This window comes from Burkholderia sp. BCC0405 (assembly GCF_902833075.1).
In the GTDB taxonomy this organism is placed as follows: Bacteria; Pseudomonadota; Gammaproteobacteria; order Burkholderiales; family Burkholderiaceae; genus Burkholderia.
On record NZ_CADFEO010000014.1, the window covers coordinates 120,155 to 141,401 of the forward strand.

The 21,247-nt window shown below is 65.6% G+C and carries 21 protein-coding genes; 15 read left to right on the plus strand and 6 right to left on the minus strand.

Translation table 11 applies throughout. The features are described from left to right. From HWX36_RS23210 to HWX36_RS23225, 4 genes are all read right to left on the minus strand, one after another. Complete coding sequence (locus HWX36_RS23210; RefSeq protein WP_175955137.1) at positions 1–1,452, minus strand: bifunctional 2-methylcitrate dehydratase/aconitate hydratase; 1,452 nt, start codon at positions 1,450–1,452, stop codon at positions 1–3. 22 nt (positions 1,453–1,474) lie between these two features. Beyond that, the gene (locus HWX36_RS23215) at positions 1,475–1,990 is read right to left on the minus strand and encodes a hypothetical protein (RefSeq protein WP_027791117.1); all 516 of its coding nucleotides are present in this window, start codon (positions 1,988–1,990) and stop codon (positions 1,475–1,477) included. Positions 1,991–2,220: 230 nt separating this feature from the next. Continuing rightward, the gene (locus tag HWX36_RS23220; RefSeq protein WP_175955139.1) at positions 2,221–3,228 is read right to left on the minus strand and encodes an aldolase/citrate lyase family protein; all 1,008 of its coding nucleotides are present in this window, start codon (positions 3,226–3,228) and stop codon (positions 2,221–2,223) included. 184 nt (positions 3,229–3,412) lie between these two features. Then, positions 3,413–4,399, minus strand: a complete 987-nt coding sequence (locus tag HWX36_RS23225) for a malate dehydrogenase (protein WP_006754984.1) — start codon at positions 4,397–4,399, stop codon at positions 3,413–3,415. Between the two features lie 288 nt (positions 4,400–4,687). Between HWX36_RS23225 and HWX36_RS23230 the strand changes: the two genes are divergently transcribed. The 7 genes from HWX36_RS23230 (at position 4,688) to gltA (ending at position 10,699) form a co-directional block, all read left to right on the plus strand. Then, positions 4,688–5,512 carry a GntR family transcriptional regulator gene (locus HWX36_RS23230; protein ID WP_175955141.1) on the plus strand — a complete coding sequence of 275 codons (825 nt, stop codon included), beginning with the start codon at positions 4,688–4,690 and terminating at the stop codon, positions 5,510–5,512. A gap of 170 nt (positions 5,513–5,682) precedes the next feature. Next, positions 5,683–6,099, plus strand: a complete 417-nt coding sequence (sdhC, locus tag HWX36_RS23235; RefSeq protein WP_175955143.1) for a succinate dehydrogenase, cytochrome b556 subunit — start codon at positions 5,683–5,685, stop codon at positions 6,097–6,099. 4 nt (positions 6,100–6,103) lie between these two features. Then, on the plus strand, positions 6,104–6,472 hold the full coding sequence (gene sdhD / locus HWX36_RS23240; protein WP_011355745.1) for a succinate dehydrogenase, hydrophobic membrane anchor protein: 369 nt from the start codon (positions 6,104–6,106) through the stop codon (positions 6,470–6,472). 3 nt (positions 6,473–6,475) lie between these two features. Further along, entirely contained in the window at positions 6,476–8,251 is a 1,776-nt protein-coding gene (gene sdhA / locus HWX36_RS23245; RefSeq protein ID WP_175955146.1) for a succinate dehydrogenase flavoprotein subunit, read from the plus strand. A gap of 21 nt (positions 8,252–8,272) precedes the next feature. Further along, positions 8,273–8,974: a succinate dehydrogenase iron-sulfur subunit gene (locus HWX36_RS23250; protein WP_011658352.1), complete on the plus strand. Its 702-nt coding sequence runs from the start codon at positions 8,273–8,275 to the stop codon at positions 8,972–8,974. Between the two features lie 84 nt (positions 8,975–9,058). Then, on the plus strand, positions 9,059–9,331 hold the full coding sequence (locus tag HWX36_RS23255) for a succinate dehydrogenase assembly factor 2 (RefSeq protein ID WP_011355742.1): 273 nt from the start codon (positions 9,059–9,061) through the stop codon (positions 9,329–9,331). Between the two features lie 66 nt (positions 9,332–9,397). Then, complete coding sequence (gene gltA, locus HWX36_RS23260; RefSeq protein WP_011355741.1) at positions 9,398–10,699, plus strand: citrate synthase; 1,302 nt, start codon at positions 9,398–9,400, stop codon at positions 10,697–10,699. Positions 10,700–10,790: 91 nt separating this feature from the next. Here gltA and HWX36_RS23265 read toward each other — a convergent pair whose 3' ends face one another. Next, the gene (locus tag HWX36_RS23265; RefSeq protein WP_175955148.1) at positions 10,791–11,768 is read right to left on the minus strand and encodes an AraC family transcriptional regulator; all 978 of its coding nucleotides are present in this window, start codon (positions 11,766–11,768) and stop codon (positions 10,791–10,793) included. 72 nt (positions 11,769–11,840) lie between these two features. On the opposite strand from HWX36_RS23265, the gene HWX36_RS23270 reads away from it, so the two are divergent. From HWX36_RS23270 to HWX36_RS23290, 5 genes are all read left to right on the plus strand, one after another. Next, entirely contained in the window at positions 11,841–12,230 is a 390-nt protein-coding gene (locus HWX36_RS23270; protein ID WP_175955149.1) for a VOC family protein, read from the plus strand. Between the two features lie 110 nt (positions 12,231–12,340). Next, positions 12,341–13,591 (plus strand): DUF1479 domain-containing protein, encoded by a 1,251-nt coding sequence (locus HWX36_RS23275; RefSeq protein WP_175955151.1) that lies wholly within the window; start codon positions 12,341–12,343, stop codon positions 13,589–13,591. Positions 13,592–13,801: 210 nt separating this feature from the next. After that, a complete protein-coding gene (locus HWX36_RS23280; protein ID WP_175955154.1) occupies positions 13,802–14,560 on the plus strand; it encodes an arginine deiminase family protein in 759 nt (252 codons plus the stop codon). Positions 14,561–14,658: 98 nt separating this feature from the next. Continuing rightward, positions 14,659–15,123 (plus strand): Lrp/AsnC family transcriptional regulator, encoded by a 465-nt coding sequence (locus tag HWX36_RS23285; RefSeq protein ID WP_175955155.1) that lies wholly within the window; start codon positions 14,659–14,661, stop codon positions 15,121–15,123. 102 nt (positions 15,124–15,225) lie between these two features. Continuing rightward, the gene (locus HWX36_RS23290; RefSeq protein WP_175955157.1) at positions 15,226–16,758 is read left to right on the plus strand and encodes an amino acid permease; all 1,533 of its coding nucleotides are present in this window, start codon (positions 15,226–15,228) and stop codon (positions 16,756–16,758) included. A 103-nt stretch (positions 16,759–16,861) separates the two neighbouring features. Here the strand turns inward: HWX36_RS23290 and HWX36_RS23295 are convergent, their stop codons facing one another. After that, positions 16,862–17,587: a glutathione S-transferase gene (locus HWX36_RS23295; RefSeq protein WP_175955158.1), complete on the minus strand. Its 726-nt coding sequence runs from the start codon at positions 17,585–17,587 to the stop codon at positions 16,862–16,864. A 399-nt stretch (positions 17,588–17,986) separates the two neighbouring features. Here HWX36_RS23295 and HWX36_RS23300 point away from each other — a divergent pair, with 399 nt between their 5' ends. The 3 genes from HWX36_RS23300 (at position 17,987) to leuC (ending at position 21,244) form a co-directional block, all read left to right on the plus strand. After that, positions 17,987–18,808 (plus strand): hypothetical protein, encoded by an 822-nt coding sequence (locus HWX36_RS23300; protein WP_175955160.1) that lies wholly within the window; start codon positions 17,987–17,989, stop codon positions 18,806–18,808. Positions 18,809–18,840: 32 nt separating this feature from the next. Continuing rightward, complete coding sequence (locus HWX36_RS23305) at positions 18,841–19,599, plus strand: Tat pathway signal protein (protein ID WP_175955246.1); 759 nt, start codon at positions 18,841–18,843, stop codon at positions 19,597–19,599. 235 nt (positions 19,600–19,834) lie between these two features. Next, positions 19,835–21,244 (plus strand): 3-isopropylmalate dehydratase large subunit, encoded by a 1,410-nt coding sequence (leuC, locus tag HWX36_RS23310; protein WP_175955162.1) that lies wholly within the window; start codon positions 19,835–19,837, stop codon positions 21,242–21,244. The last annotated feature ends 3 nt before the right edge of the window (positions 21,245–21,247 follow it).

A 21,247-nucleotide genomic window follows, 5' to 3' on the forward strand; every position in this document is an offset into this window, starting at 1 on the left:
CTATATCACATACAGATCGACGTACTCATCGACCGGCATCGCTTCGAGCTTTGCCTGATCCAGCGACACGTCGAGAATCGCTTGTTGCTGCTTTGCCGGGAAGCGGCGGGCAAGGTTGGTCCTGAACTTCTCGACCAGGAGCGGGATGCCTTCGGCCCGGCGCCGCCGGTGGCCGAGCGGATATTCGACCGCCACTTCGGCAAGCTTCGACCCGTCCGTGAACTCGATCGTCAGCGCATTCGCGATCGAGCGCTTGTCCGGGTCGTGGTAATCCTTCGTGAACTGCGGATCCTCGACGCACACGGTCTTCGCGCGCAGCGCGTCGATGCGGGGATCGGCGGCGGCCGAATCTTCGTAGTCGGCCGCGGTCAGCCGGCCGTACAGCAGCGGCACGGCGACCATGTACTGGATGCAGTGGTCGCGGTCGGCCGGATTGGCCAGCGGGCCCTGCTTGTCGATGATGCGGATCGCGGCCGCGTGCGTGCGGATCGTGATCCGGCCGATGTCGTCGGTCATGCGGCCCGCGGCGGCGAGCTGCGCGTGCAGCTGCAGCGCGGCCTCGGCGGCCGTTTGCGCGTGGAATTCGGCGGGGAACGCGATCTTGAACAGCACGTTTTCCATCACGTACGTGCCGTACGGGCGCTGGAAGCGGAACGGCTGGCCGCGGAACAGCACGTCGTAGAAGCCCCAGGTCTTCGCGGTGAGCGCCGACGGGTAGCCCATTTCACCCGTTTTCGCGATCAGCGCGAGGCGCACCGCGCGGGAGGTGGCATCGCCGGCCGCCCATGATTTGCGCGAGCCCGTGTTCGGCGCGTGGCGGTAGGTGCGCAGCGCGTGGCCGTCGACGAACGCGTTGGACACCGCGTTGATCAGCTCGTCGCGCGTGAGCCCGAGCAGCCGCCCGACGACGGCCGTCGATGCGACCTTCACGAGCAGCACGTGGTCGAGCCCGACCGCGTTGAACGAATTCTCGAGCGCGAGGCAGCCCTGGATCTCGTGGGCCTGGATCATCGCGACCAGCACGTCGCGCATCGTGAGCGGCTTCCGGCCGGCCGCGACGGCCGTGCGGGAAAGCCAGTCGGCCGTCGCCAGGATCCCGCCGAGATTGTCGGACGGATGACCCCATTCGGCGGCGAGCCAGGTGTCGTTGAAGTCCAGCCAGCGGATCATCGCGCCGATGCCGAAGGCGGCCTGGACGGGATCGAGCTGGAAGGACGTGCCGGGCACCTTCGCGCCGTTCGGCACGATCGTGCCGGGCACGACGGGGCCGAGCAGCTTGGTGCAGGCAGGGTAGGACAGCGCCTCGAGTCCGCATCCGAGCGTGTCGATCAGGCAATGACGCGCCGTCTCCAGCGCGAGCGCGCTGTCGATGCCGGCATTCAGCACGTAGTCGACGATATCGACGAGTACCGTATCCGGAGCAGGGCGGACGTTGGAGACCGGGGCGGACATCGAGGGGCCGATGGGAACGCGCTTAGTTCGTTGCCGGCTTCAGTTCGTTCGACTGCGTCGGTGCCGGCGTGCCTTGCGCCATTTCCGGCGTCACGCATTCGTCCGCGAGGCGTTCGCCGCCGTTTGCGTCGGAGAACAGCATCGCCTTGGTCGGGATCACGATCAGCTTGAAGCCTGCTGCCGGATCGTAGAACGTGTCGGCGCCCGTCGTCGTGGCCTGACGCGGCAGCTTGTAGTTCTTCTTCGCCCAGTGAACCGTGACGACCTGGTCGCGCTTCATGTCGCCGGCGAGGTCGAACGACAGACCTTCCTTGCACGACCACTTGACCGCGCCGTCCGGTACCGGATCGACCTTCGCCGCGGCACGTGCCTGTGCCTTCTTGCTGCGCGGGATGATGCGCTTGGCCGGCGCCGGGCGCTTGGCCGTTGCCTTCTTCGCGGTCGTGGTGGTCGTACCCTGGGCAAACGCGCTCGGAGCCGACACCAGCATCGTGGCGGACAAGGCGCCGATGGCGGTAGCGATCAGGAGTTTCTTCATGGAGTCAGAACCTTTCGATAATCAGTTGACAAGGGCCGGCAATCGAAACTGCCGGCCGGTTTGAAACTGCACGCGCCCCGAAAGCGCGCAGCGGCCGCTATTTTCACCTATTTGGCCGCGTATATATCAGGTTTTCGGGCTCCGTTACGTTTTTTGTCGTTTCGCAAACCTCTATCCGGTTCGCGCCTCGTCGAATGCATGAAACTCGTGTATCGGCCGGCGGCGCGCGCTCAGGGGGCGCCGCCCGCGGCGGCCGGGCCGAACAGCGGCGCGGCCTCTGCCGGCACGGGCTGGCCGGTAGCCCGCGCGCGGCGCAGCACCGACCAGTAATACCGGTAACTCGCGCGATCGTGCAGCGTATCACCGTGGCGTGTCGGCCCCCAGTCGGCGGCCTGCGCGGCCAGCAGGATCTCGGCGGCCAGTGCGACCTCGTCGGTGCGCGGCGCGAATGCGTCGACGATCGGGCGGATCTGCGCGGGGTGGATGCTCCACATCCGCGTGAATGCGAATTCGTCGCGCGCGCGGCGCGCATCGGCGGCGACGATGCTCATGTCGCGCACTTCCGTCGTCACGTTGTGCGACGGCGTCTTGCCGTGCGCGTGGCAGGCTGCGGCGATTTCCAGCTTCGCGCGGCGCACGAGCGGGTGCTCGAACTGGCCGGGCGAGCGCATCGCCGAATCGGGAATCGCGCCATGGTGCGCGGAGACGAAATCCATCAGCCCGAAGCTCAGCGTGCCGACTGTCGGCAGCGCGGCGAGGGCGGCCGCCTGCGCGAGCGCGCCGTGCGTCTCGACCAGCACGTCGACCGGAATCGGCTGCGCGATGCCGAGCTCGCGGCGCGTACCCTCGATGAACGCGGTCATTTCGGCTGCGTCGGCGGCGCTCGCGATCTTCGGGAGCGTGATGTGGGCGGGGACGCGCGGCGCACGCAGCACGATGCGCACGTCGTCGCGCCAGTGCGGGTGGGAAAAGTCGTGGATGCGCACGCCAACGCGGCCGAAGCGGTTCTCGTCGCTGCCGAGTATGTCGGCGACAAGTGCCGCGTGCGCGGCTTCCTGGCCGACGGCCGCGCCGTCTTCGCAGTCGAGCGTGATGTCGAACACGGGGCCCAGCTCGGCCTGCAGCGCGAGCGACTTGCGCATCAGCTTTTCGCTGCCCGCGTAGTGATCGCAGCAGGGCAGGATCGCGGGCGGGGACGCCCCGTCGTACAGCACTTGTGCGGGAGTGAGCGCGGCCATCTCGTCTACGCCAGGGAAGCGGGTCAACGTGGAGAAAATCGGATTCGGGCGCGTTCTGGGCCGGTGCGCGGCGGGCGCGGAGCGGCAAAACGGGCGCGGATCGGATCGGTCGGCCGGGCCGGCGGCATGCCGGCCCGGGCCGAAACCGGGCTGCCCGAGGGCCGCCCGGCGATACGCGTGATGCTTAGTTCTTCAGCAGGTGGGCGACGCCATCGCGCTCTTCGAGCAGCTCGGCCAGCGTGCCGTCCATCTTCTCGCGCGAGAACGCGTCGATTTCCAGGCCTTCGACGCGCTTGTACTCGCCGTTTTCGCACACGACCGGCACGCCGTAGATGATGTCTTCGGGGATGCCGTACGAGCCGTCCGACGGGATGCCCATCGTGACCCACTTGCCGTTCGTGCCGAGGACCCAGTCACGCACGTGGTCGATCGCCGCGTTGGCTGCCGACGCTGCCGACGACAGGCCGCGCGCTTCGATGATCGCCGCGCCGCGCTTGCCGACGGTCGGGATGAACGTGTCGCGGTTCCACACGTCGTCGTTGATCAGCTTCAGCAGCGATTCGCCTTCGGCGGTCGCGAAGCGGAAGTCGGGGTACATCGTCGGCGAGTGGTTGCCCCACACGGCGAGCTTCTCGATCGATGCGACCGGCTTGCCCGACTTCGCCGCGAGCTGCGACAGCGCGCGGTTGTGGTCGAGGCGCAGCATGGCCGTGAAGTTCTTCTTCGGCAGATCCGGTGCCGACTTCATCGCGATGTATGCGTTCGTGTTCGCCGGGTTGCCGACGACCAGCACCTTCACGTCGCGGCTCGCGACTTCGTTCAGCGCAGCGCCCTGAACCGTGAAGATTTCGGCGTTTGCCGACAGCAGGTCCTTGCGCTCCATGCCCTTCGAGCGCGGACGTGCGCCGACCAGCAGTGCGACGTCGGCATCCTTGAATGCGACCTTCGGATCGTCGGTGATCACGACGCCCGCGAGCAGCGGGAACGCGCAATCGTCGAGTTCCATCACGACGCCTTTGACGGCGGCTTGAGCTTGCGGGAGGTCGAGCAGTTGCAGGATGACCGGCTGGTCCTTGCCGAGCAGGTCGCCGTTCGCGATGCGGAACAGCAGGGAGTAAGCGATTTGACCTGCGGCGCCGGTGACGGCAACGCGCTTTGCGGGCTTAGCCATTGAAAATCTCCAGGACGGGTGAAGCGTTGGACACTCGCGAAAACGCCATTCTATGCGCGTTGTGCGTAGCGTTGCATTGAAGCAGGGCGGAGGACTCGCGATGGCAGACGCGGTGAACCTGGAGACGGCCGTGGCACGTAGCCGGGGACGCGCTTTTGCACCCGCGAACCCTTGCTCGACCGGGAGTGTAGGAGCCGTCTCGCTCAAAGTCAAACGGTATCATATGTCTTATATAAGACAGATGTTTTGCGGAAATTGAGTGGACTTAAAAGTGCGGTTTGTGATGAAATGCGCGCCATGACATCGAACCAGGCGAATACCGCGAATCAGACCGGCGCAGGCGGCCCAGGGCAGCCGGGCGGGGGCGATCCCGCATCTTCGCCTGCGGCGGCTCCGTCGCCGACGTTCAGCCCGTTATACCAGCAGATTAAGTCATTGATCACGCAAAGTCTCGAAACCGGTGAATGGAAGCCGGGCGAGATCATCCCGAGCGAGGTGGAGCTCGCGGCCCGTTACAAGGTCAGCCAGGGCACCGTCCGCAAGGCGATCGACGAGCTGGCCGCCGAAAACCTCGTGGTCCGGCGGCAGGGCAAGGGCACTTTTGTTGCAACGCACAATGAAGATCGCGCGCAGTTCCGCTTCCTGCGGCTGCTGGCCGACGACGGTGCCGAGCATCCGCACGTGAGCCGCCTGCTCGAATGCCGGCGCCTGCGCGCGCCGGCCGAGATCGCGCGGCAGCTCGACCTGAAGCCGGCCGACCCCGTCGTGCAGGTGCGCCGCCTGCTGGAATTCGACAGCGAGGTGACGGTGCTCGACGAGATCTGGCTGCCGGGCGCGATGTTCCGCGGGCTCACGTTCGAGCGGCTGAGCGAGTACAAGGGGCCGCTCTACGCGATGTTCGAGACGGAGTTCGGCACGCGGATGATCCGCGCGACGGAGAAGATCCGTGCGGTGGCGGCGGAGCCGGCGGTGGCCGACCTGCTGCACGTGCCGGCAGGTTTCCCTTTGCTGTCGGTCGAGCGGGTGTCCTATACATACGGAGACCGGCCGGTGGAAGTGCGTCGCGGCTGGTATGTCACAACCGGGTACTACTATCAGAATGACTTGAGTTGACGGTGTATCGGCTCAAGCCGAGTGCGTTCGCGTTCCCCACGTTCGCGAAGCACGTTTCGGGCCGCCTTTGTTCTTGTTCGCGCAACTATCCAGAGCAGACTTTCGCTGCAGCGCGATATAAAAAGGCGCTAAAATCGCGGATTAGTGTGACAACATAGTAGGGGTCTAGCATGACTGATGCAGTAAGAAAGCCGAGGCCGGAATACCGGAACATCGGATTCGGCGATATCACGATGAAATATCGCATGCCGCTGGCAGCGATATTGTCGATTCTCCATCGAGTCAGCGGCGCGCTGCTGTTCTTGTTCCTGCCGTTCCTGCTGTTCCTTTTCGACCAGAGCCTCACGTCCGAGCTCAGCTTCGAAGGCTTCAAGGCTTTCCTCTCCAACATCATCGTCAAGCTGATCGTCCTCGCGTTGTCGTGGGCCTTCTTCCACCATTTCTGCGCCGGCATTCGCCACCTGCTGATGGACGTCAACCACGACGCCGTCACGAAGGAAGGCGGCAAGCGGACGGCAGTCGTCGTCTTTGTCGTCTCGATCGCCCTGACGATCGCCATGGCACTCAAACTGTTCGGAGCATTCTAAGAAAATGGCAGCCAATAACCGAATCGGCTCGAAGCGCCTCGTCGTCGGCGCTCACTACGGCCTGCGCGACTGGCTTGCGCAGCGCATCACCGCCACGATCATGGCGGTCTACACGGTCATTCTGCTCGTCCTGTTCTTCGGCGCGCATGATTTCTCGTACGAAGGCTGGGCATCGATCTTCGCCGCGCAATGGATGAAGCTCGCCACCTTCGTGATGCTGCTTTCCCTCTTCTACCACGCATGGGTCGGCGTGCGCGACATCTGGATGGACTACGTGAAGCCCGTCGGTGTGCGCCTGCTGCTGCAATCGCTGACCATCGTCTGGCTGCTCGCATGTGCGGGCTACGCCGCGCAGATTCTCTGGAGAGTGTAAAGAATGGCTGCAATCAAAACTTCCCTCCCGCGCCGCAAGTTTGACGTAGTGATCGTCGGCGCAGGCGGCTCCGGCTTGCGCGCGGCGCTGCAACTGTCGCGCGCGGGCCTGTCGGTCGGCGTGCTGTCGAAGGTGTTCCCGACCCGTTCGCACACGGTGGCCGCGCAGGGCGGCATCGGCGCGTCGCTCGGCAACATGAGCGAAGACAACTGGCACTTCCACTTCTACGACACGATCAAGGGCTCCGACTGGCTCGGCGACCAGGACGCGATCGAGTTCATGTGCCGTGAAGCGCCGAACGTCGTGTACGAACTCGAGCACTTCGGCATGCCGTTCGACCGTAACGCGGACGGCACGATCTACCAGCGCCCGTTCGGCGGCCACACCGCGAACTACGGCGAGAAGCCGGTTCAGCGCGCTTGCGCGGCCGCCGACCGTACCGGTCACGCGCTGCTGCACACGCTGTACCAGCAGAACGTCGAAGCGAAGACGCAGTTCTTCGTCGAATGGATGGCGCTCGACCTGATCCGCGACGCGGAAGGCGACGTGCTCGGCGTGACGGCCCTCGAGATGGAGACGGGCGACGTCTACATCATGGAAGGCAAGACCACGCTGTTCGCGACGGGCGGCGCAGGCCGGATCTTCGCGGCATCGACCAACGCGTTCATCAACACCGGCGACGGCCTCGGCATGGCCGCGCGTTCGGGCATCGCGCTGCAGGACATGGAGTTCTGGCAGTTCCACCCGACCGGCGTGGCCGGCGCGGGCGTGCTGATCACCGAAGGCGTGCGCGGCGAAGGCGGTATCCTGCGCAACGCGAACGGCGAGCGTTTCATGGAGCGCTACGCGCCGACGCTGAAGGATCTGGCGCCGCGTGACTTCGTGTCGCGTTCGATGGACCAGGAAATCAAGGAAGGCCGCGGCGTGGGTCCGAACAAGGATCACGTGCTGCTCGACCTGTCGCACATCGGCGCCGAGACGATCATGAAGCGTCTGCCGTCGATCCGCGAAATCGCGCTGAAGTTCGCGAACGTCGACGCGATCAAGGAACCGATCCCGGTCGTCCCGACGATCCACTACCAGATGGGCGGCATCCCGACCAACATCCACGGTCAGGTCGTCGGCACGTCGCGCGGCCACAAGGATCCGGTCAACGGCTTCTACGCAGTGGGCGAATGCTCGTGCGTGTCCGTGCACGGCGCGAACCGCCTCGGCACGAACTCGCTGCTGGATCTCGTGGTGTTCGGCCGTGCGGCCGGCAACCACATCGTCGAGCACGTGAAGAACCAGAAGGAACACAAGCCGCTGCCGGCCGATGCAGGCGAATTCTCGCTGGCGCGCCTGGCGAAGCTCGACAAGTCGACTTCGGGTGAATACACGCAGGACGTCGCGAACGACATCCGCTCGACGATGCAGAAGCACGCAGGCGTGTTCCGCACGTCGGAACTGCTGAAGGAAGGCGTCGACCAGATGGCCGGCCTGAAGGCGCGCGTGGAAAGCATCCACCTGAAGGACAAGTCGAAGGTGTTCAACACCGCGCGCGTCGAAGCGCTCGAGCTGGAGAACCTGATCGAAGTTGCTCGCGCAACGATGGTGTCGGCGGAAGCACGTAAGGAAAGCCGTGGCGCACACGCCCACAGCGACTACGAACACCGCGACGACGAGAACTGGCTGCGCCACACGCTGTGGTACAGCGAAGGCGATCGCCTCGACTACAAGCCGGTTCAAATGAAGCCGCTGACGGTCGAATCCGTGCCGCCGAAGCCGCGCACGTTCTAAGCCGAGTCAAAGGAATCCGAAATGGCAAAACGCATTTTTGAAGTCTACCGCTACGATCCGGACAAGGACGCAGCGCCGCGCATGCAGACGTACGAGCTCGAGATCCAGCACGAGCGCATGCTGCTCGACGCACTGGTGAAGCTGAAGGCAGTGGACGAGACGCTGTCGTTCCGCCGTTCGTGCCGTGAAGGCGTGTGCGGTTCGGACGCGATGAACATCAACGGCAAGAACGGTCTCGCGTGCCTGACGAACCTGAACGACCTGCCGCAGAAGATCGTGCTGCGTCCGCTGCCGGGCCTGCCCGTCGTGCGCGACCTGATCGTCGACATGACGCACTTCTTCAACCAGTACCACTCGATCAAGCCGTACCTGATCAACGACGCGCCGCCGCCGGAGAAGGAACGCCTCCAGTCGCCGGAAGAGCGCGACGAGCTCGACGGCGTGTACGAGTGCATTCTGTGCGCGAGCTGCTCGACGTCGTGCCCGAGCTTCTGGTGGAACCCGGACAAGTTCGTCGGCCCGGCCGGCCTGCTGCAGGCTTACCGCTTCATCGCGGACAGCCGTGACACGGCCACCGGCGAGCGTCTCGACAACCTGGAAGACCCGTACCGTCTGTTCCGTTGCCACACGATCATGAACTGCGTCGACGTCTGCCCGAAGGGCCTGAACCCGACGAAGGCGATCGGCAAGATCAAGGAACTGATGGTTCGCCGCGCGGTTTGATATGACGACCCCCAAGCTCACTGCGTTCGCTGCCCCCCGAGGGGGTGTCGACACCCTTGGGGTGGCCCTGCGGGAGTCTGCGAGATGAGCGACGATTCGCATCAATCCGACCCGCACCGTCGCGCACGCCTTCGCTGGCGTGCGCGGCGGGGTCTGCTGGAGAACGACATCATTTTCGAGCGTTTCTTCAGCAGATACGAGCATGACCTCACCGATGCAGACGTAGGCGCGTTGTCGCGCCTGCTCGATCTGAGCGACAACGACCTGATGGACTTGCTCCTCGCGCGCAAGGAACCAGAGGGCGACCTTGACAGCCCGGACATTCACCGGCTGTTGGAGATGCTGCGCAACGTGTAACGCCAAGGTGTAACGCGCTGTGCCCGTTATCGAATCCCGTTTCTTTATTTCGATTGAGGATGTGCCATGACTCCGTCTGATGTTAAAGCCACGCTATCGTTCAGCGACAACTCGCCGAGCGTCGAACTGCCGATCTACAAGGGCACGATGGGCCCGGACGTGATCGACATCCGCAAGCTGTACGGCCAGACCGGCAAGTTCACGTATGACCCGGGCTTCATGTCGACGGCAGCTTGTAATTCGGCGATCACGTACATCGACGGCGACAAGGGCGAACTGCTGTACCGCGGTTACCCGATCGACAACCTCGCGCAGAACGCGGACTTCCTCGAAAGCTGCTACCTGCTGCTGAAGGGTGAACTGCCGAACGCAGCGCAGAAGAAGGAATTCGTCGATACCGTCACGAAGCACACGATGGTGCACGAGCAGATGCACTTCTTCTTCCGTGGCTTCCGTCGCGACGCACACCCGATGGCGATCCTGGTCGCTGCGGTCGGCGCGCTGTCGGCGTTCTACCACGACTCGCTCGACATCAACGATCCGCGTCACCGTGAAGTGTCGGCGATCCGCATGATCGCGAAGTTGCCGACGCTCGTCGCGATGGCATACAAGTACAGCATCGGTCAGCCGTTCGTGTATCCGAAGAACTCGCTGTCGTACAGCGCGAACTTCATGCACATGATGTTCTCGAACCCGTGCGAAGAGTACAAGGTCAACGACGTGCTCGTCCGCGCACTCGACCGTATCCTGATCCTGCACGCCGACCACGAGCAGAACGCATCGACGTCGACCGTGCGCCTCGCCGGCTCGTCGGGCGCGAACCCGTTCGCATGTATCGCGGCCGGTATCGCGTGTCTGTGGGGCCCGGCGCACGGTGGTGCGAACGAAGCCGCGCTGAACATGCTCGAGCAGATCGGTTCGCCGGACAACATCCCCGAATTCATCAAGCAGGTGAAGGACAAGAATTCGGGCGTGAAGCTGATGGGCTTCGGTCACCGCGTGTACAAGAACTACGACCCGCGTGCGAAGCTGATGCGCGAAACGTGCTACGAAGTGCTGAACGAACTGGGCCTGCACGACGACCCGCTGTTCAAGCTCGCGATGCAGCTCGAGAAGATCGCGCTGGAAGACGAATACTTCGTGTCGCGCAAGCTGTACCCGAACGTCGACTTCTACTCGGGCATCGTCCAGCGCGCGCTGGGCATCCCGACGTCGATGTTCACGTGTATCTTCGCGATGGCACGTACGGTCGGCTGGATCGCACAGTGGAACGAAATGATCGGCGATCCGGAGCAGAAGATCGGCCGTCCGCGCCAGCTGTTCATCGGCGATACGCCGCGCGAAGCGAAGCCGCTCAACGCACGTTAAGTCGTGCGCGGCGCGAACGGCCGGCAGGCCGCTCGCGTCGGGCGAAACGCAACGCCACGACACCCCGACGGGTCATCCCGTCGGGGTGTTTTCATTTGTGCGGCCGAGGTTCGCCCGGGCCGGCGCGGCGCTCAAGCGACGGCGGGCGCGTGTCGAGTGCAGGCGCGTCGTCATCGGGCGCATGGCCGTGCTGCACGAAGAACTGCCGGTATGCGCCGGGCGTCATCCCGCGCGCGGTGAGGAATTGTCGGTTGAAGTTCGCGGCATTCGGAATGCCGCAGCGCACGGCCACGGTCGCGATCGGCCAGTCGGTGCCGACGAGATGGCGGCACGCATGCGCGAGCCGCAGCCGCTGCACGTAGCGGCCGACGCTTTCGCCGAGATGCCGGACGAACAGGCGTTGCAAAGTGCGTTCGGACATGTGCGCAGTGGCGGCGAGCGCGCCGATGCGCAGCGGTTCGTGGAAATGCCGGTCGATTGCGTCGAGCACGCGGTCGAGGCGTTCGGCTTCGGGGGCGGCCACGCTGGCGGGCGGTGTCGCGCCGTCGGTCAGGTCATGCGTGTGCGCGGTGGCGAGCGGCTCGCCGCCGGCCTCCGCGAGATCGGCGAGCGTGTCGAGCGCGGCCGCGAGCCGTATGCGGGGAGATGGATCGAGCAACTGCGGCAGTCGTGCGCGCATTGCCCGGGCCGCGTCCGCGTCGAAACGCAGGCCCGGTGCGGCACGCCGCAGCAGCGAGCGCAGCGACGCGTATTCGGGGCAACAGTCGGCCAGACGCCGCGCCCAGTCGCCGTCGAACCAGATGACGAGCGTGACTTCGGGTGCATCGCGATCGATGCGTGCATTCGACGACCAGGTATGTGGCAGGTTGGGCGGCACGAGCACCAGGTCGTCGTCCGCGTAATGCGCGACGTGATCGCCGATGAAGCGCCGGCCGCGGCTGTTGAGCGTCAGCGTCAGTTCGTATTCGGGATGGCGATGCCATTCGAACGGAATGCGCGCGAGCTGACGGTGATAGACGCGGATCGAACAGCCGGGTGCGAACGTCACGTGCTCGTACTGCGGTTTCATCGCGGCCTCCGGGAGAGGGCCGGCATCGCGCCGTGGCATGATCGTGAGCAATCGTCACAACGGAGCGATGCCATGTTTTCACATGTTTGCGTGGGGGTGACCGACACCGCGCGCGCCTACGATTTCTACGCGCCGCTATTCGCGGAACTCGGGCTGCGCGTCAAATTTCGCGAACCGGACGGCTGGTCGGGCTGGATGCCGGCCGACACCGACCGGCCGCTGTTCTTCTTTGGCCAGCCGCTCGACGGCCGCGCGCCCGAACCGGGCAATGGCCACACGATCGCGTTCGTGGCGCCGACCCGCGCGCACGTCGATCGCTGCCACGCGCTCGCGCTGCGCCACGGCGGCACCTGCGAAGGGCCGCCGGGCCTGCGGCCGGACTATCACCGCGACTACTACGGCGCCTATTTCCGCGATCCGGACGGCAACAAGCTGTGCGTGGTCTGTCATCGTCCGGAGTAAGGCACGGTTGTCCCGATTGTATTGATAGTTGGCCGGATAGGGGTAACGATGGCCGAGCATCGGCCGTACGCTGACAGCACATCACGACACCTGTCAGCGAGGAGACCACGATGCAACTGACGATAGACGACCTGCCTGCCGCGATTCGCGACGCGAAAAGAGCGCTGCGCGCCGACTTGCCCGGCTATGCGGCCACGTTTCGCGAACTGGAGGGCGATATCGCACGGCAGGTCGACGCGATCCGGCGTGCGCATGCGCATGGCCGTGACGTCATTCCGGTGGTGCCGTTCGCGGACATCGCGAGCGGTACCGTCGATCCGCGCGCGATTGCTGCGATCCGCGCGCATGGCGCGGTCGTGATCCGTGGCGTATTCGATGCGCGGCAGGCGCGCGACTGGAACGACGAGATCGGTGCGTACCTGGACGCGAACCGCTTCACCGAGCGGCTGCACGCGCGTGCCGAGGATCGCTATTTCGGGAACCTCGCGTCGGGCAAGCCGCAGATCTACGGCGTCTACTGGTCGAAGCCGCAGGTGGCTGCGCGCCAGTCGCCGGCACTGACCCAGGCGCGCGTGTTCCTGAACCGCCTGTGGCGTCACGCGCACGGCGGGCGCACGCACTTCGATCCCGACCAGGTGCCGGCCTATGCGGACCGGATCCGTCGCCGCCCGCCCGGCTCGACGTCGCTCGGGCTGTCGCCGCATGTCGACGGCGGTTCCGTCGAACGCTGGCTCGGCGCGAATTTCCGCCAGGTCTATCGTCACGTGCTGGCCGGCAACTGGCGCGATTACGATCCGTTCGACGCGGCGTTTCGTCCCGACGTCGAGGAGATTCCGTCGCCGGCCGTGTGCTCGATGTTCCGTACATTCCAGGGCTGGACCGCACTGACGCCGCAAGGGCCCGGCGACGGCACGCTGCAGTTGATCCCGGTCGCGAACGCGATGGCCTACATCGTGCTGCGCGCGCTGCAGGACGATGTGGCCGACGACGACCTGTGCGGCGCGCGTCCCGGCAGGGCGCTGTCGATCCGGCCCGAATGGCACGCGCTGCTGCTCGATGCGCTGGTGCCGATCCCGCACATGGAGCCGGGCGACGCGGTGTTCTGGCACGGCGACGTCGTGCACGCGGTCGAGGATGCGCACCGCGGCCGCGGCGACAGCAACGTGATGTACATTGCGGCCGCGCCCGGTTGCGCGAAGAACGACGCATACCTGCAGCGTCAGCGGGCCGCGTTCCTGCGTGGCGAGAGCCCGCCCGATTTCCCGGCCGATCATTTCGAGGTCGAATTCGACGGACGCGGCGGGGAGGGCGATCTCGGGGCGCTCGGCCGTTCGCAGATGGGGTTCGGGGCGGACGTGTAGCAGGCATGCGGCATGTGAAAGCGGCGGCTCGCCAGGCAGGGGGCGGGTGAGCTGCCGAATCCGCTGCGCGCCGCGCAGAATTCGACGCAATCGGCTGTCGGCGCAGCCGAAATCGACGCGAATTGTGCAATTTGGCTTCCGATAATGGTCCGGACACAACGCGGCCGCCCCGTGTGACGCACGGGTGTGGCGCTGACCATGGAGGAGTCGATGCAATTCACGCAAGCGATCGTTCGCCGACCCGCGCCGTCCTGTGGCGCGGGCCTGACCACCGCCGAACTCGGCGCGCCCGATTACGACAAGACGCTCACCCAGTTCCACGCTTACTGCGAAGCGCTGCGCACGCTCGGCGTCGAGCTGACCGAACTGCCGCCGCTGGAGGCGTTTCCCGATTCACACTTCGTCGAGGACACCGCGGTCGTGACGCCGGAATTCGCGGTGATCACGCGCCCGGGTGCGCCGGCGCGGCGTGGCGAGACGGCGCACATCGAAGCGGCGCTGGCCGCGCATCGCGACTTGCTGCCGATGCAGGACGGCCGTCTCGACGGCGGCGACGTGATGCAGGTCGGCAAGCGCTTCTACATTGGCCTGACGGGCCGTACCGATGCCGAAGGCATCGCCGCGTTCGAATCGCTCGTGTCGCGCTACGGGTACTCGGTCGTCGCGGTGCCGGTGGGCGCCGGCCTGCACCTCAAGTCGGTCGTCAACGCGCTCGGCGACGACACGCTGCTCGTGACCGAGGCGCTGGCCGCGCATCCGGCGTTCGCCGACTATCGCCGGATCGCGATCTCGGCTGCCGACGAATACGCGGGCAACACGCTGCGCGTGAACGGCACGCTGATCACGCCGGCCGGCTACCCGCGCGTGCACGATGCGATCGCGTCGCTCGGGCTGCCGCTGCACGTGATCGATACGAGCGAGTTCCGCAAGATGGACGGCGGCCTGACCTGCCTGTCGCTGCGGTTCTAGCCGATTGGCGCGCGGCCGCTTCGGCCGGATAATGTGGCCCCCGCGCGGAACGGGAGACGTTGCGCGCACCAGCCACGACCCGACCGGAGCGAACGCGGATGACCGACAAGAAGATGCAGCTCGACAAGATCGATCTCCGGATCCTCGACATCCTGCGCACCGACGGGCGAATTTCCTACCGGAAGCTGTCCGAGCTCGTGAACCTCACGCCGCGGCCATGCCAGGCGCGTGTGGAGCGGCTCGAGGCACTCGGCGTGATCGAAGGGTACCGCGCGGTGATCAAGGCGCCGCGCGCGACCAAGCCGATCGTCGTGATCGCGCAGGTCACGCTGGCCGACCACGGGCGTTCGCAGGCGCCGTTCGAGGACGAAATGCGGGCGAATCCGGCCGTGCTCGATTGCTGGCTCGTCAGCGGCACGTTCGATTTTCTCGTGCGGCTCGCGTGCGAGGATCTCGACGAGTACCGGCGGATCGCGAACGCGTGGCTGGAAAGCCCGCGGTTCCGGATCGAAAAGATCGTGACGACGGCCGAACTGCAGGCGATCAAGCGCAGCGTCGTGTGATGCGGCCGGCCGGGAAGGGCCGGTGTCGACGCGAATGACCGGGCTTGACGATTTGCATTCCGAATCAAATCGTCAAGCTCAAACCGAACCAGGGTGAACACTATGGATGCTTTGCAAGCGGCAGCGGAAACGGCCGAACCGTCCGGAGCGACGCTGAAGCGCCGTCTGCAGGGCCGCCACATCGCGATGATCGCGATCGGCGGCTCGATCGGCACGGGGCTGTTCGTCGCGTCGGGTGCGTCGGTCGCGCAGGCCGGGCCGGGCGGTGCGATTGCCGCGTATATCGCGATCGGGCTGATGGTGTACTTCGTCGTCACGGGCCTCGGCGAGATGGCCGCACTGATGCCGGTATCGGGCTCGTTTGCGATCTACGGCGAGAAGTACGTCGACGAAGGCTTCGGCGTCGCGCTCGGCTGGACCTACTGGTACAGCTGGGCCGTGACGATCGCGATCGAGCTGGTCGCCGCACAGATCGTGATGCGCTACTGGTTTCCAACCCTACCCGGCATCTGGTGGGGCGCGGGCTTCCTCGTGCTGATCTTCCTGTTGAATACGCTGTCGGTGCGCGGCTTCGGTGAATCGGAATACTGGTTCTCGCTGATCAAGGTCGTCACCGTGGTCGCGTTCATCGCGGCCGGGCTGCTGATCGCGGCCGGCCTGATCGGGAACGGGCATCCGGTCGGCTTGCGCAATTTCACGACGGGCGACGCCCCGTTCGTCGGCGGCGTGCATGCGATGATGAGCGTCGCGCTGATCGCGGGCTTCTCGTTTCTCGGCACCGAGCTGGTCGGGATCACCGCTGGCGAATCGGAAAACCCGCGCAAGACGATCCCGCGCGCGGTAAAGCAGATCTTCTGGCGGATCATGCTGTTCTACGTGTTCGCGATCTTCGTGATCGGGCTGCTGGTGCCATACACGGATCCGAACCTGCTGAAGAGCGACGTGACCGACATCGGCGTGAGCCCGTTCACGCTGGTGTTCAGCCACGCGGGTTTCCGGCTCGCGGCCGGCGCAATGAATCTCGTGATCCTGACTGCCGTGCTGTCGGCCGGCAATTCCGGCACTTACGCGGCGACGCGGATGCTGTACAACCTCGCGGCGGAAGGGCGCGCGCCGGCGATGTTCGCGACGCTGTCGCCGGGTGGCGTGCCGCGCAACGCGCTGTACGCGACGATGGCCGTCGGCGGGCTGTGCTTCCTCACGTCGCTGGCCAACAACCAGAGCATCTATCTGTGGCTGCTGAATACGGTCGGTATCACCGGTTTCATCGCGTGGCTCGGTATCGCGGTCTGCCATTACCGGTTCCGCAAGGGGTTCCTGAAGCAGGGCTACCGGCTCGATCAACTGCCTTACCGCGCGAAATGGTTTCCGTTCGGGCCGCTGTTCGCGATCGCGATCTGCATCGTGATCTCGCTCGGGCAGGATTACCAGGCGTTCTTCGCGGCCCGCATCGACTGGATGGAAGTGCTGTCGATCTACGTGTGGATTCCGCTGTTCGTCGCGATCTGGTGGGCGTATCGCCGTGCGCGCAAGAGCCGGCTCGTGCGCTACGAGGAGATGGACATCGGGCCGTGGCTGACGCGTTCCGTCGAGGCCGTCGATGCAGCGGCCACGCAGCACGGGCAGCCGCGCTGACGGCCCGGCACGGAGGGCGCGGTAACGGGCGCCGGCCGTAGCGCCCGGCCGGTGCCGATGCGGCGGCCGCCGCGCATGAAGCGGCGCGGATGCCGTGCCGGCGTTACTTGTCCAGCTCCGGATAGTGCCGGAAGATGCCCATGTCGTTGAACGGGATACGGCGTTCCGACTCGAGATAGAGCGCGACAGGCGGATTCAGTGCGACGCGGTCGTGCAGCGCGACCAGCGCCGCGATCTTCCGCTCCGCACGCTTCATCGCTTTCGGAAACGCGTAGCGCAGGCCCTCGATCGTCTGGAACATCGACAGGTCCGCATAACTGAGTTCATTGCCGGCGAGGTAGCCGCTCTTGTGCGGATTCTGGTCGAGTACACGCTCGAAGTAGCCGAGGAATTTCGGCAGCCGGTTTTCGAGAAAATCGGCCGCGCGCTCGGCGGCTTCCGCTTTCTGGTCTTCGTAGTAGAGGCAGCTTGCGATCGGATGGTGCGTGTCGTGGATCTCGGTGACGAAATCGGCGACGGTCAACTGAAGCTGGTGCACCCACAGCCGGCCGGCTTCGTCGTCAGGCGCGAGCCCGAGCCGCGCGCCGACAAACAGCAGGATGTTCGCGGTCTGCCCGATGACCCGATCGCCGGCCTTCAGGAACGGCGGCGCGAACGGCACGCATTCCGCCTTCGAGCTGTCCATCATGCGCATCATGGCCGGCACACCCATTCCGCGCCCCGATTCACGCGCGACGTCGACGTAGTCGGCTTCGGCCGCTTCGAGCGCGAGCCGCACATACTCGCCCCGGCCCTGGATCTCGGGCCAGTAATACAGTTCGTATCGCATGCTGTCTTCCCGTTGGTTGCACCGGCTGCCACAGGCATCGTGACGACCGGGCGGCCGCGTGCTGCGCGCCACCCGCTGCGAATAGACAGTCTAGGCGATCGCCGGAAAAGTGCCGCGTGCATCGCGCGCGACGCGTTGCGCTCGCCGCCTTCGGGGCCGTACATGGATGAAACGGTGTGGCGAGCGTTTGCTTCCGATCGACAGGTTCACCGCGATTTAATAAATGCCCACTACGATCCCGCATCGTCAATCGACCGATGCGCAGCGATTCGATTCGAGCGTCGAGCCTGCCATCCATCGCCCAACCGCGCGACGCGTCAGGTTGTCATTTCCCGTGAACCCGCGATTTGCAACGCCGTGACCGGCTGTCGGCGTTGCTCGCATCATTTCGTATTTCTCATGAATCTGAACCCGTCGGCTTCTTTACGCAGAAAATTCCTGGCTGCCGCGCCCGCGGCTGCCGTGGCGCCGTTGTTGAGCGCATGCGGCGGTGACGGCGTCACGTCGGCGCCCGTGACCGATGCGGCGCTGGCCGCGCAGATGTCCGCGAAGCTCAACGCGCAGCTCGGCGACGCGGCGACGGTCAACGCGATCGTGCCGGCGTTGACCGATGTCGGCTTCACGTGGGATCTGCCGACGGTGCCGGCTGCACAGATCGGCGCGATCGTCGCGTACAGCTTCGGCAATCGCCCGAATGCGGCAAGCGGCAATACGTCGAGCACCGGCGGCAACCAATCGGCGCTACCCGATCCGGGGCCTGTCAACGAAGCGCTCGCGGATGCCGTGTACCGCATTCGCCAGCTGAAACCGGTGAAGGTCTATGCGCAGTGGGAGATCGCGCGCTTTCTCGTGTCGAAGTACGGGATGGGCGCCGACGTGCTGTCGTCGGTCGAGCCGGTGATCGCGAGCGACGGCTCGATCGTGTACCTGAGCACGGCCGGTGTCGCGGCCGTGGCCGTGTCGCGCGCGGGCGGCGCGGCCGCGATGAGCGCCGTTGCGGTGGTCGGCCATCGCGACCATGCGAAGCGCTGCATCCAGACCTCGCAGCAGGCGGGCATGAAGGCCGCGGCGGTGGCGGAGGTGTCGCTGCCGGCGATGTACGACCCGCAATCGGGCCAGCCGTGGACGCGCAACCGCAGCCTCTATCTCGTGCACGACATGTATGCGCAGATGCTTGCCCGCGCGGTGACCGCGACGATGCAGGCGTTCCCGAAGGGTTGACGCCCGCCGCTCCTCACTCGAACCTCATGACCATGACGACCCGCCGCCATTTCCTGGCTTCCACTTCGTTGCTCGCCGCCTCGTGCGCGTCCGTTGCCCCGGCTTTCGCGAATGATGCTCCCGTTTCCGATGCGGAATTGCAGCGCCAGATGCTCGGCAAGCTGACGAACGAACTGAACGATCGCGCGACCGCCACCGACGAAACAGGCTACCTGTTCGACACGTTTTTCGCGTGGACGCCGCCGACCGTCGATGCTGCCGGCATCCACACGATTGCCGCGTTCAGCTTCGGCAGTCGTGCCCCGACATCCGGCACCCCACCGGTGCCGGGCCCCGTGAACGAGGCGATCGCCGACGCCGTGTTCCAGCTTCGACAGAAGGTCTCGGTCCCGATCTACGCGCAGCAGGAAGTCGCGAGCGTACTCGCATCGAAGTACGGACTGACGGCCGGCGTGACGTCGATCGCGACGCCGGCCCCGGCTGCCGGCAGCCCGATACCGACGCCCGATGGCGTGGCCGCCGCGATCGTCAAGCAGGCCGGCTCGGCCGCGGCGCTCGGCAAGGTCGCTGTCGTCACGCATTCGGATCAGGCATCGATCGCCGTGCGCGTGTCGGCTGCGGCAGGGATGCAGGCCGCCGTGCCGGCCGGCCTCACGCTGCCGTCGCTCTACGACACGTCGGCGTCGATGCCGGCCTTGCGGCGGCGCGATCTCTACCTGATGAGCAATGCGGGTGTGCAGCTCGGCATGCTGCGGCTCGACCTGATCAATCGCGAGTATCCGAACGGCTGAAGCCGCCATGCACCGGCGCGCGCGATCCGGACGGCGCGATCCGCGATTCGTCATCGCGCGGCGCCGGATCCTGCGCGCCCCATTTGGCTGGTAATGCCGATACAGGTATTGGCACTACCAGCCAAACCACTGTTTTTAATGGGTTTTTTCGCATCCGGCCTGCGCCGTGACGCGTTCTGCGTGGCATAATCGACCGCATCCGCAAGGCTTGTAGTCACAACGACCCCGCATACCCATGGCACAGACTCTCTACGACAAACTGTGGAACACCCACGTGGTCCACACCGAGGAAGACGGCACGACTTTGCTCTACATCGACCGTCAGCTGCTGCATGAAGTCACGAGCCCGCAGGCGTTCGAAGGGCTGAAGATGGCGCAGCGTCCGGTGTGGCGCATCAGCGCGAACCTGGCCGTGTCGGACCACAACGTGCCGACCACCGATCGCAGCCACGGCATCGCCGATCCCGTCTCGAAGCTCCAGGTCGACACGCTCGACGCGAACTGCGATGCGTTCGGCATCACGCAGTTCAAGATGAACGACGTGCGCCAGGGCATCGTCCACATCATCGGGCCGGAGCAGGGCGCGACGCTGCCGGGCATGACGATCGTGTGCGGCGATTCGCATACGTCGACACACGGCGCATTCGGCGCGCTCGCGCACGGCATCGGCACGTCGGAAGTCGAGCACGTGCTCGCGACGCAAACCCTGCTGCAGAAGAAGAGCAAGAACATGCTCGTGAAGGTCGAAGGCACGCTGCCGCGCGGTTGTACCGCGAAGGACATCGTGCTCGCGATCATCGGCAAGATCGGCACGGCCGGCGGCACGGGCTACGCGATCGAATTCGGCGGCTCGACGATCCGCGCGCTGACGATGGAAGGCCGCATGACCGTCTGCAACATGGCGATCGAAGCGGGTGCGCGCGCAGGCATGGTTGCCGTCGACGACACGACGATCGATTACCTGAAAGGCCGCCCGTTCGTGCCGACCGGCGCGGAATGGGACCAGGCCGTCGAATACTGGCGCCAGTTCAAGTCGGACGACGGTGCGCAGTTCGATCGCGTGGTCGAGCTGAACGCAGCCGAGATCGTCCCGCAGGTCACGTGGGGCACGTCGCCGGAAATGGTCACGTCGATCGACGGTCGCGTGCCCGATCCCGAGCGCGAGAAGGATCCGGTCAAGCGTGATGCGATGGAGCGTGCGCTGGCCTACATGGCGCTCGAGCCGAACACGCCGATCGAATCGATCAAGGTCGACAAGATCTTCATCGGCTCGTGCACGAACGCGCGCATCGAGGACATCCGCGCAGCCGCGTATGTCGTGAAGAAGCTGAACCGTCGCGTCGCATCGAACGTGCGGCTCGCGATGGTCGTGCCGGGCTCGGGCCTCGTGAAGGCGCAGGCCGAGCGCGAAGGGCTCGACAAGGTGTTCACGGATGCGGGCTTCGAATGGCGCGAGCCGGGCTGCTCGATGTGCCTCGCGATGAACGCCGACCGGCTCGATCCGGGCGAGCGCTGCGCGTCGACGTCGAACCGCAACTTCGAAGGCCGGCAGGGCGCGGGCGGTCGCACGCACCTCGTGAGCCCCGCGATGGCGGCGGCCGCGGCGATCGAAGGTCACTTCGTCGACATTCGCAAGCTGGGGTGACGC

What these genes read in the sequence shown, in the direction of transcription:
- HWX36_RS23210 (WP_175955137.1), bottom strand. Translation starts at nt 1,452, where the DNA reads ATGTCCGCCCCGGTCTCCAACGTCCGCCCTGCTCCGGATACGGTACTC.
- HWX36_RS23215 (WP_027791117.1), bottom strand. Translation starts at nt 1,990, where the DNA reads ATGAAGAAACTCCTGATCGCTACCGCCATCGGCGCCTTGTCCGCCACG.
- HWX36_RS23220 (WP_175955139.1), bottom strand. Translation starts at nt 3,228, where the DNA reads ATGGCCGCGCTCACTCCCGCACAAGTGCTGTACGACGGGGCGTCCCCG.
- HWX36_RS23225 (WP_006754984.1), bottom strand. Translation starts at nt 4,399, where the DNA reads ATGGCTAAGCCCGCAAAGCGCGTTGCCGTCACCGGCGCCGCAGGTCAA.
- HWX36_RS23230 (WP_175955141.1), top strand. Translation starts at nt 4,688, where the DNA reads ATGCGCGCCATGACATCGAACCAGGCGAATACCGCGAATCAGACCGGC.
- sdhC (WP_175955143.1), top strand. Translation starts at nt 5,683, where the DNA reads ATGACTGATGCAGTAAGAAAGCCGAGGCCGGAATACCGGAACATCGGA.
- sdhD (WP_011355745.1), top strand. Translation starts at nt 6,104, where the DNA reads ATGGCAGCCAATAACCGAATCGGCTCGAAGCGCCTCGTCGTCGGCGCT.
- sdhA (WP_175955146.1), top strand. Translation starts at nt 6,476, where the DNA reads ATGGCTGCAATCAAAACTTCCCTCCCGCGCCGCAAGTTTGACGTAGTG.
- HWX36_RS23250 (WP_011658352.1), top strand. Translation starts at nt 8,273, where the DNA reads ATGGCAAAACGCATTTTTGAAGTCTACCGCTACGATCCGGACAAGGAC.
- HWX36_RS23255 (WP_011355742.1), top strand. Translation starts at nt 9,059, where the DNA reads ATGAGCGACGATTCGCATCAATCCGACCCGCACCGTCGCGCACGCCTT.
- gltA (WP_011355741.1), top strand. Translation starts at nt 9,398, where the DNA reads ATGACTCCGTCTGATGTTAAAGCCACGCTATCGTTCAGCGACAACTCG.
- HWX36_RS23265 (WP_175955148.1), bottom strand. Translation starts at nt 11,768, where the DNA reads ATGAAACCGCAGTACGAGCACGTGACGTTCGCACCCGGCTGTTCGATC.
- HWX36_RS23270 (WP_175955149.1), top strand. Translation starts at nt 11,841, where the DNA reads ATGTTTTCACATGTTTGCGTGGGGGTGACCGACACCGCGCGCGCCTAC.
- HWX36_RS23275 (WP_175955151.1), top strand. Translation starts at nt 12,341, where the DNA reads ATGCAACTGACGATAGACGACCTGCCTGCCGCGATTCGCGACGCGAAA.
- HWX36_RS23280 (WP_175955154.1), top strand. Translation starts at nt 13,802, where the DNA reads ATGCAATTCACGCAAGCGATCGTTCGCCGACCCGCGCCGTCCTGTGGC.
- HWX36_RS23285 (WP_175955155.1), top strand. Translation starts at nt 14,659, where the DNA reads ATGACCGACAAGAAGATGCAGCTCGACAAGATCGATCTCCGGATCCTC.
- HWX36_RS23290 (WP_175955157.1), top strand. Translation starts at nt 15,226, where the DNA reads ATGGATGCTTTGCAAGCGGCAGCGGAAACGGCCGAACCGTCCGGAGCG.
- HWX36_RS23295 (WP_175955158.1), bottom strand. Translation starts at nt 17,587, where the DNA reads ATGCGATACGAACTGTATTACTGGCCCGAGATCCAGGGCCGGGGCGAG.
- HWX36_RS23300 (WP_175955160.1), top strand. Translation starts at nt 17,987, where the DNA reads ATGAATCTGAACCCGTCGGCTTCTTTACGCAGAAAATTCCTGGCTGCC.
- HWX36_RS23305 (WP_175955246.1), top strand. Translation starts at nt 18,841, where the DNA reads ATGACGACCCGCCGCCATTTCCTGGCTTCCACTTCGTTGCTCGCCGCC.
- leuC (WP_175955162.1), top strand. Translation starts at nt 19,835, where the DNA reads ATGGCACAGACTCTCTACGACAAACTGTGGAACACCCACGTGGTCCAC.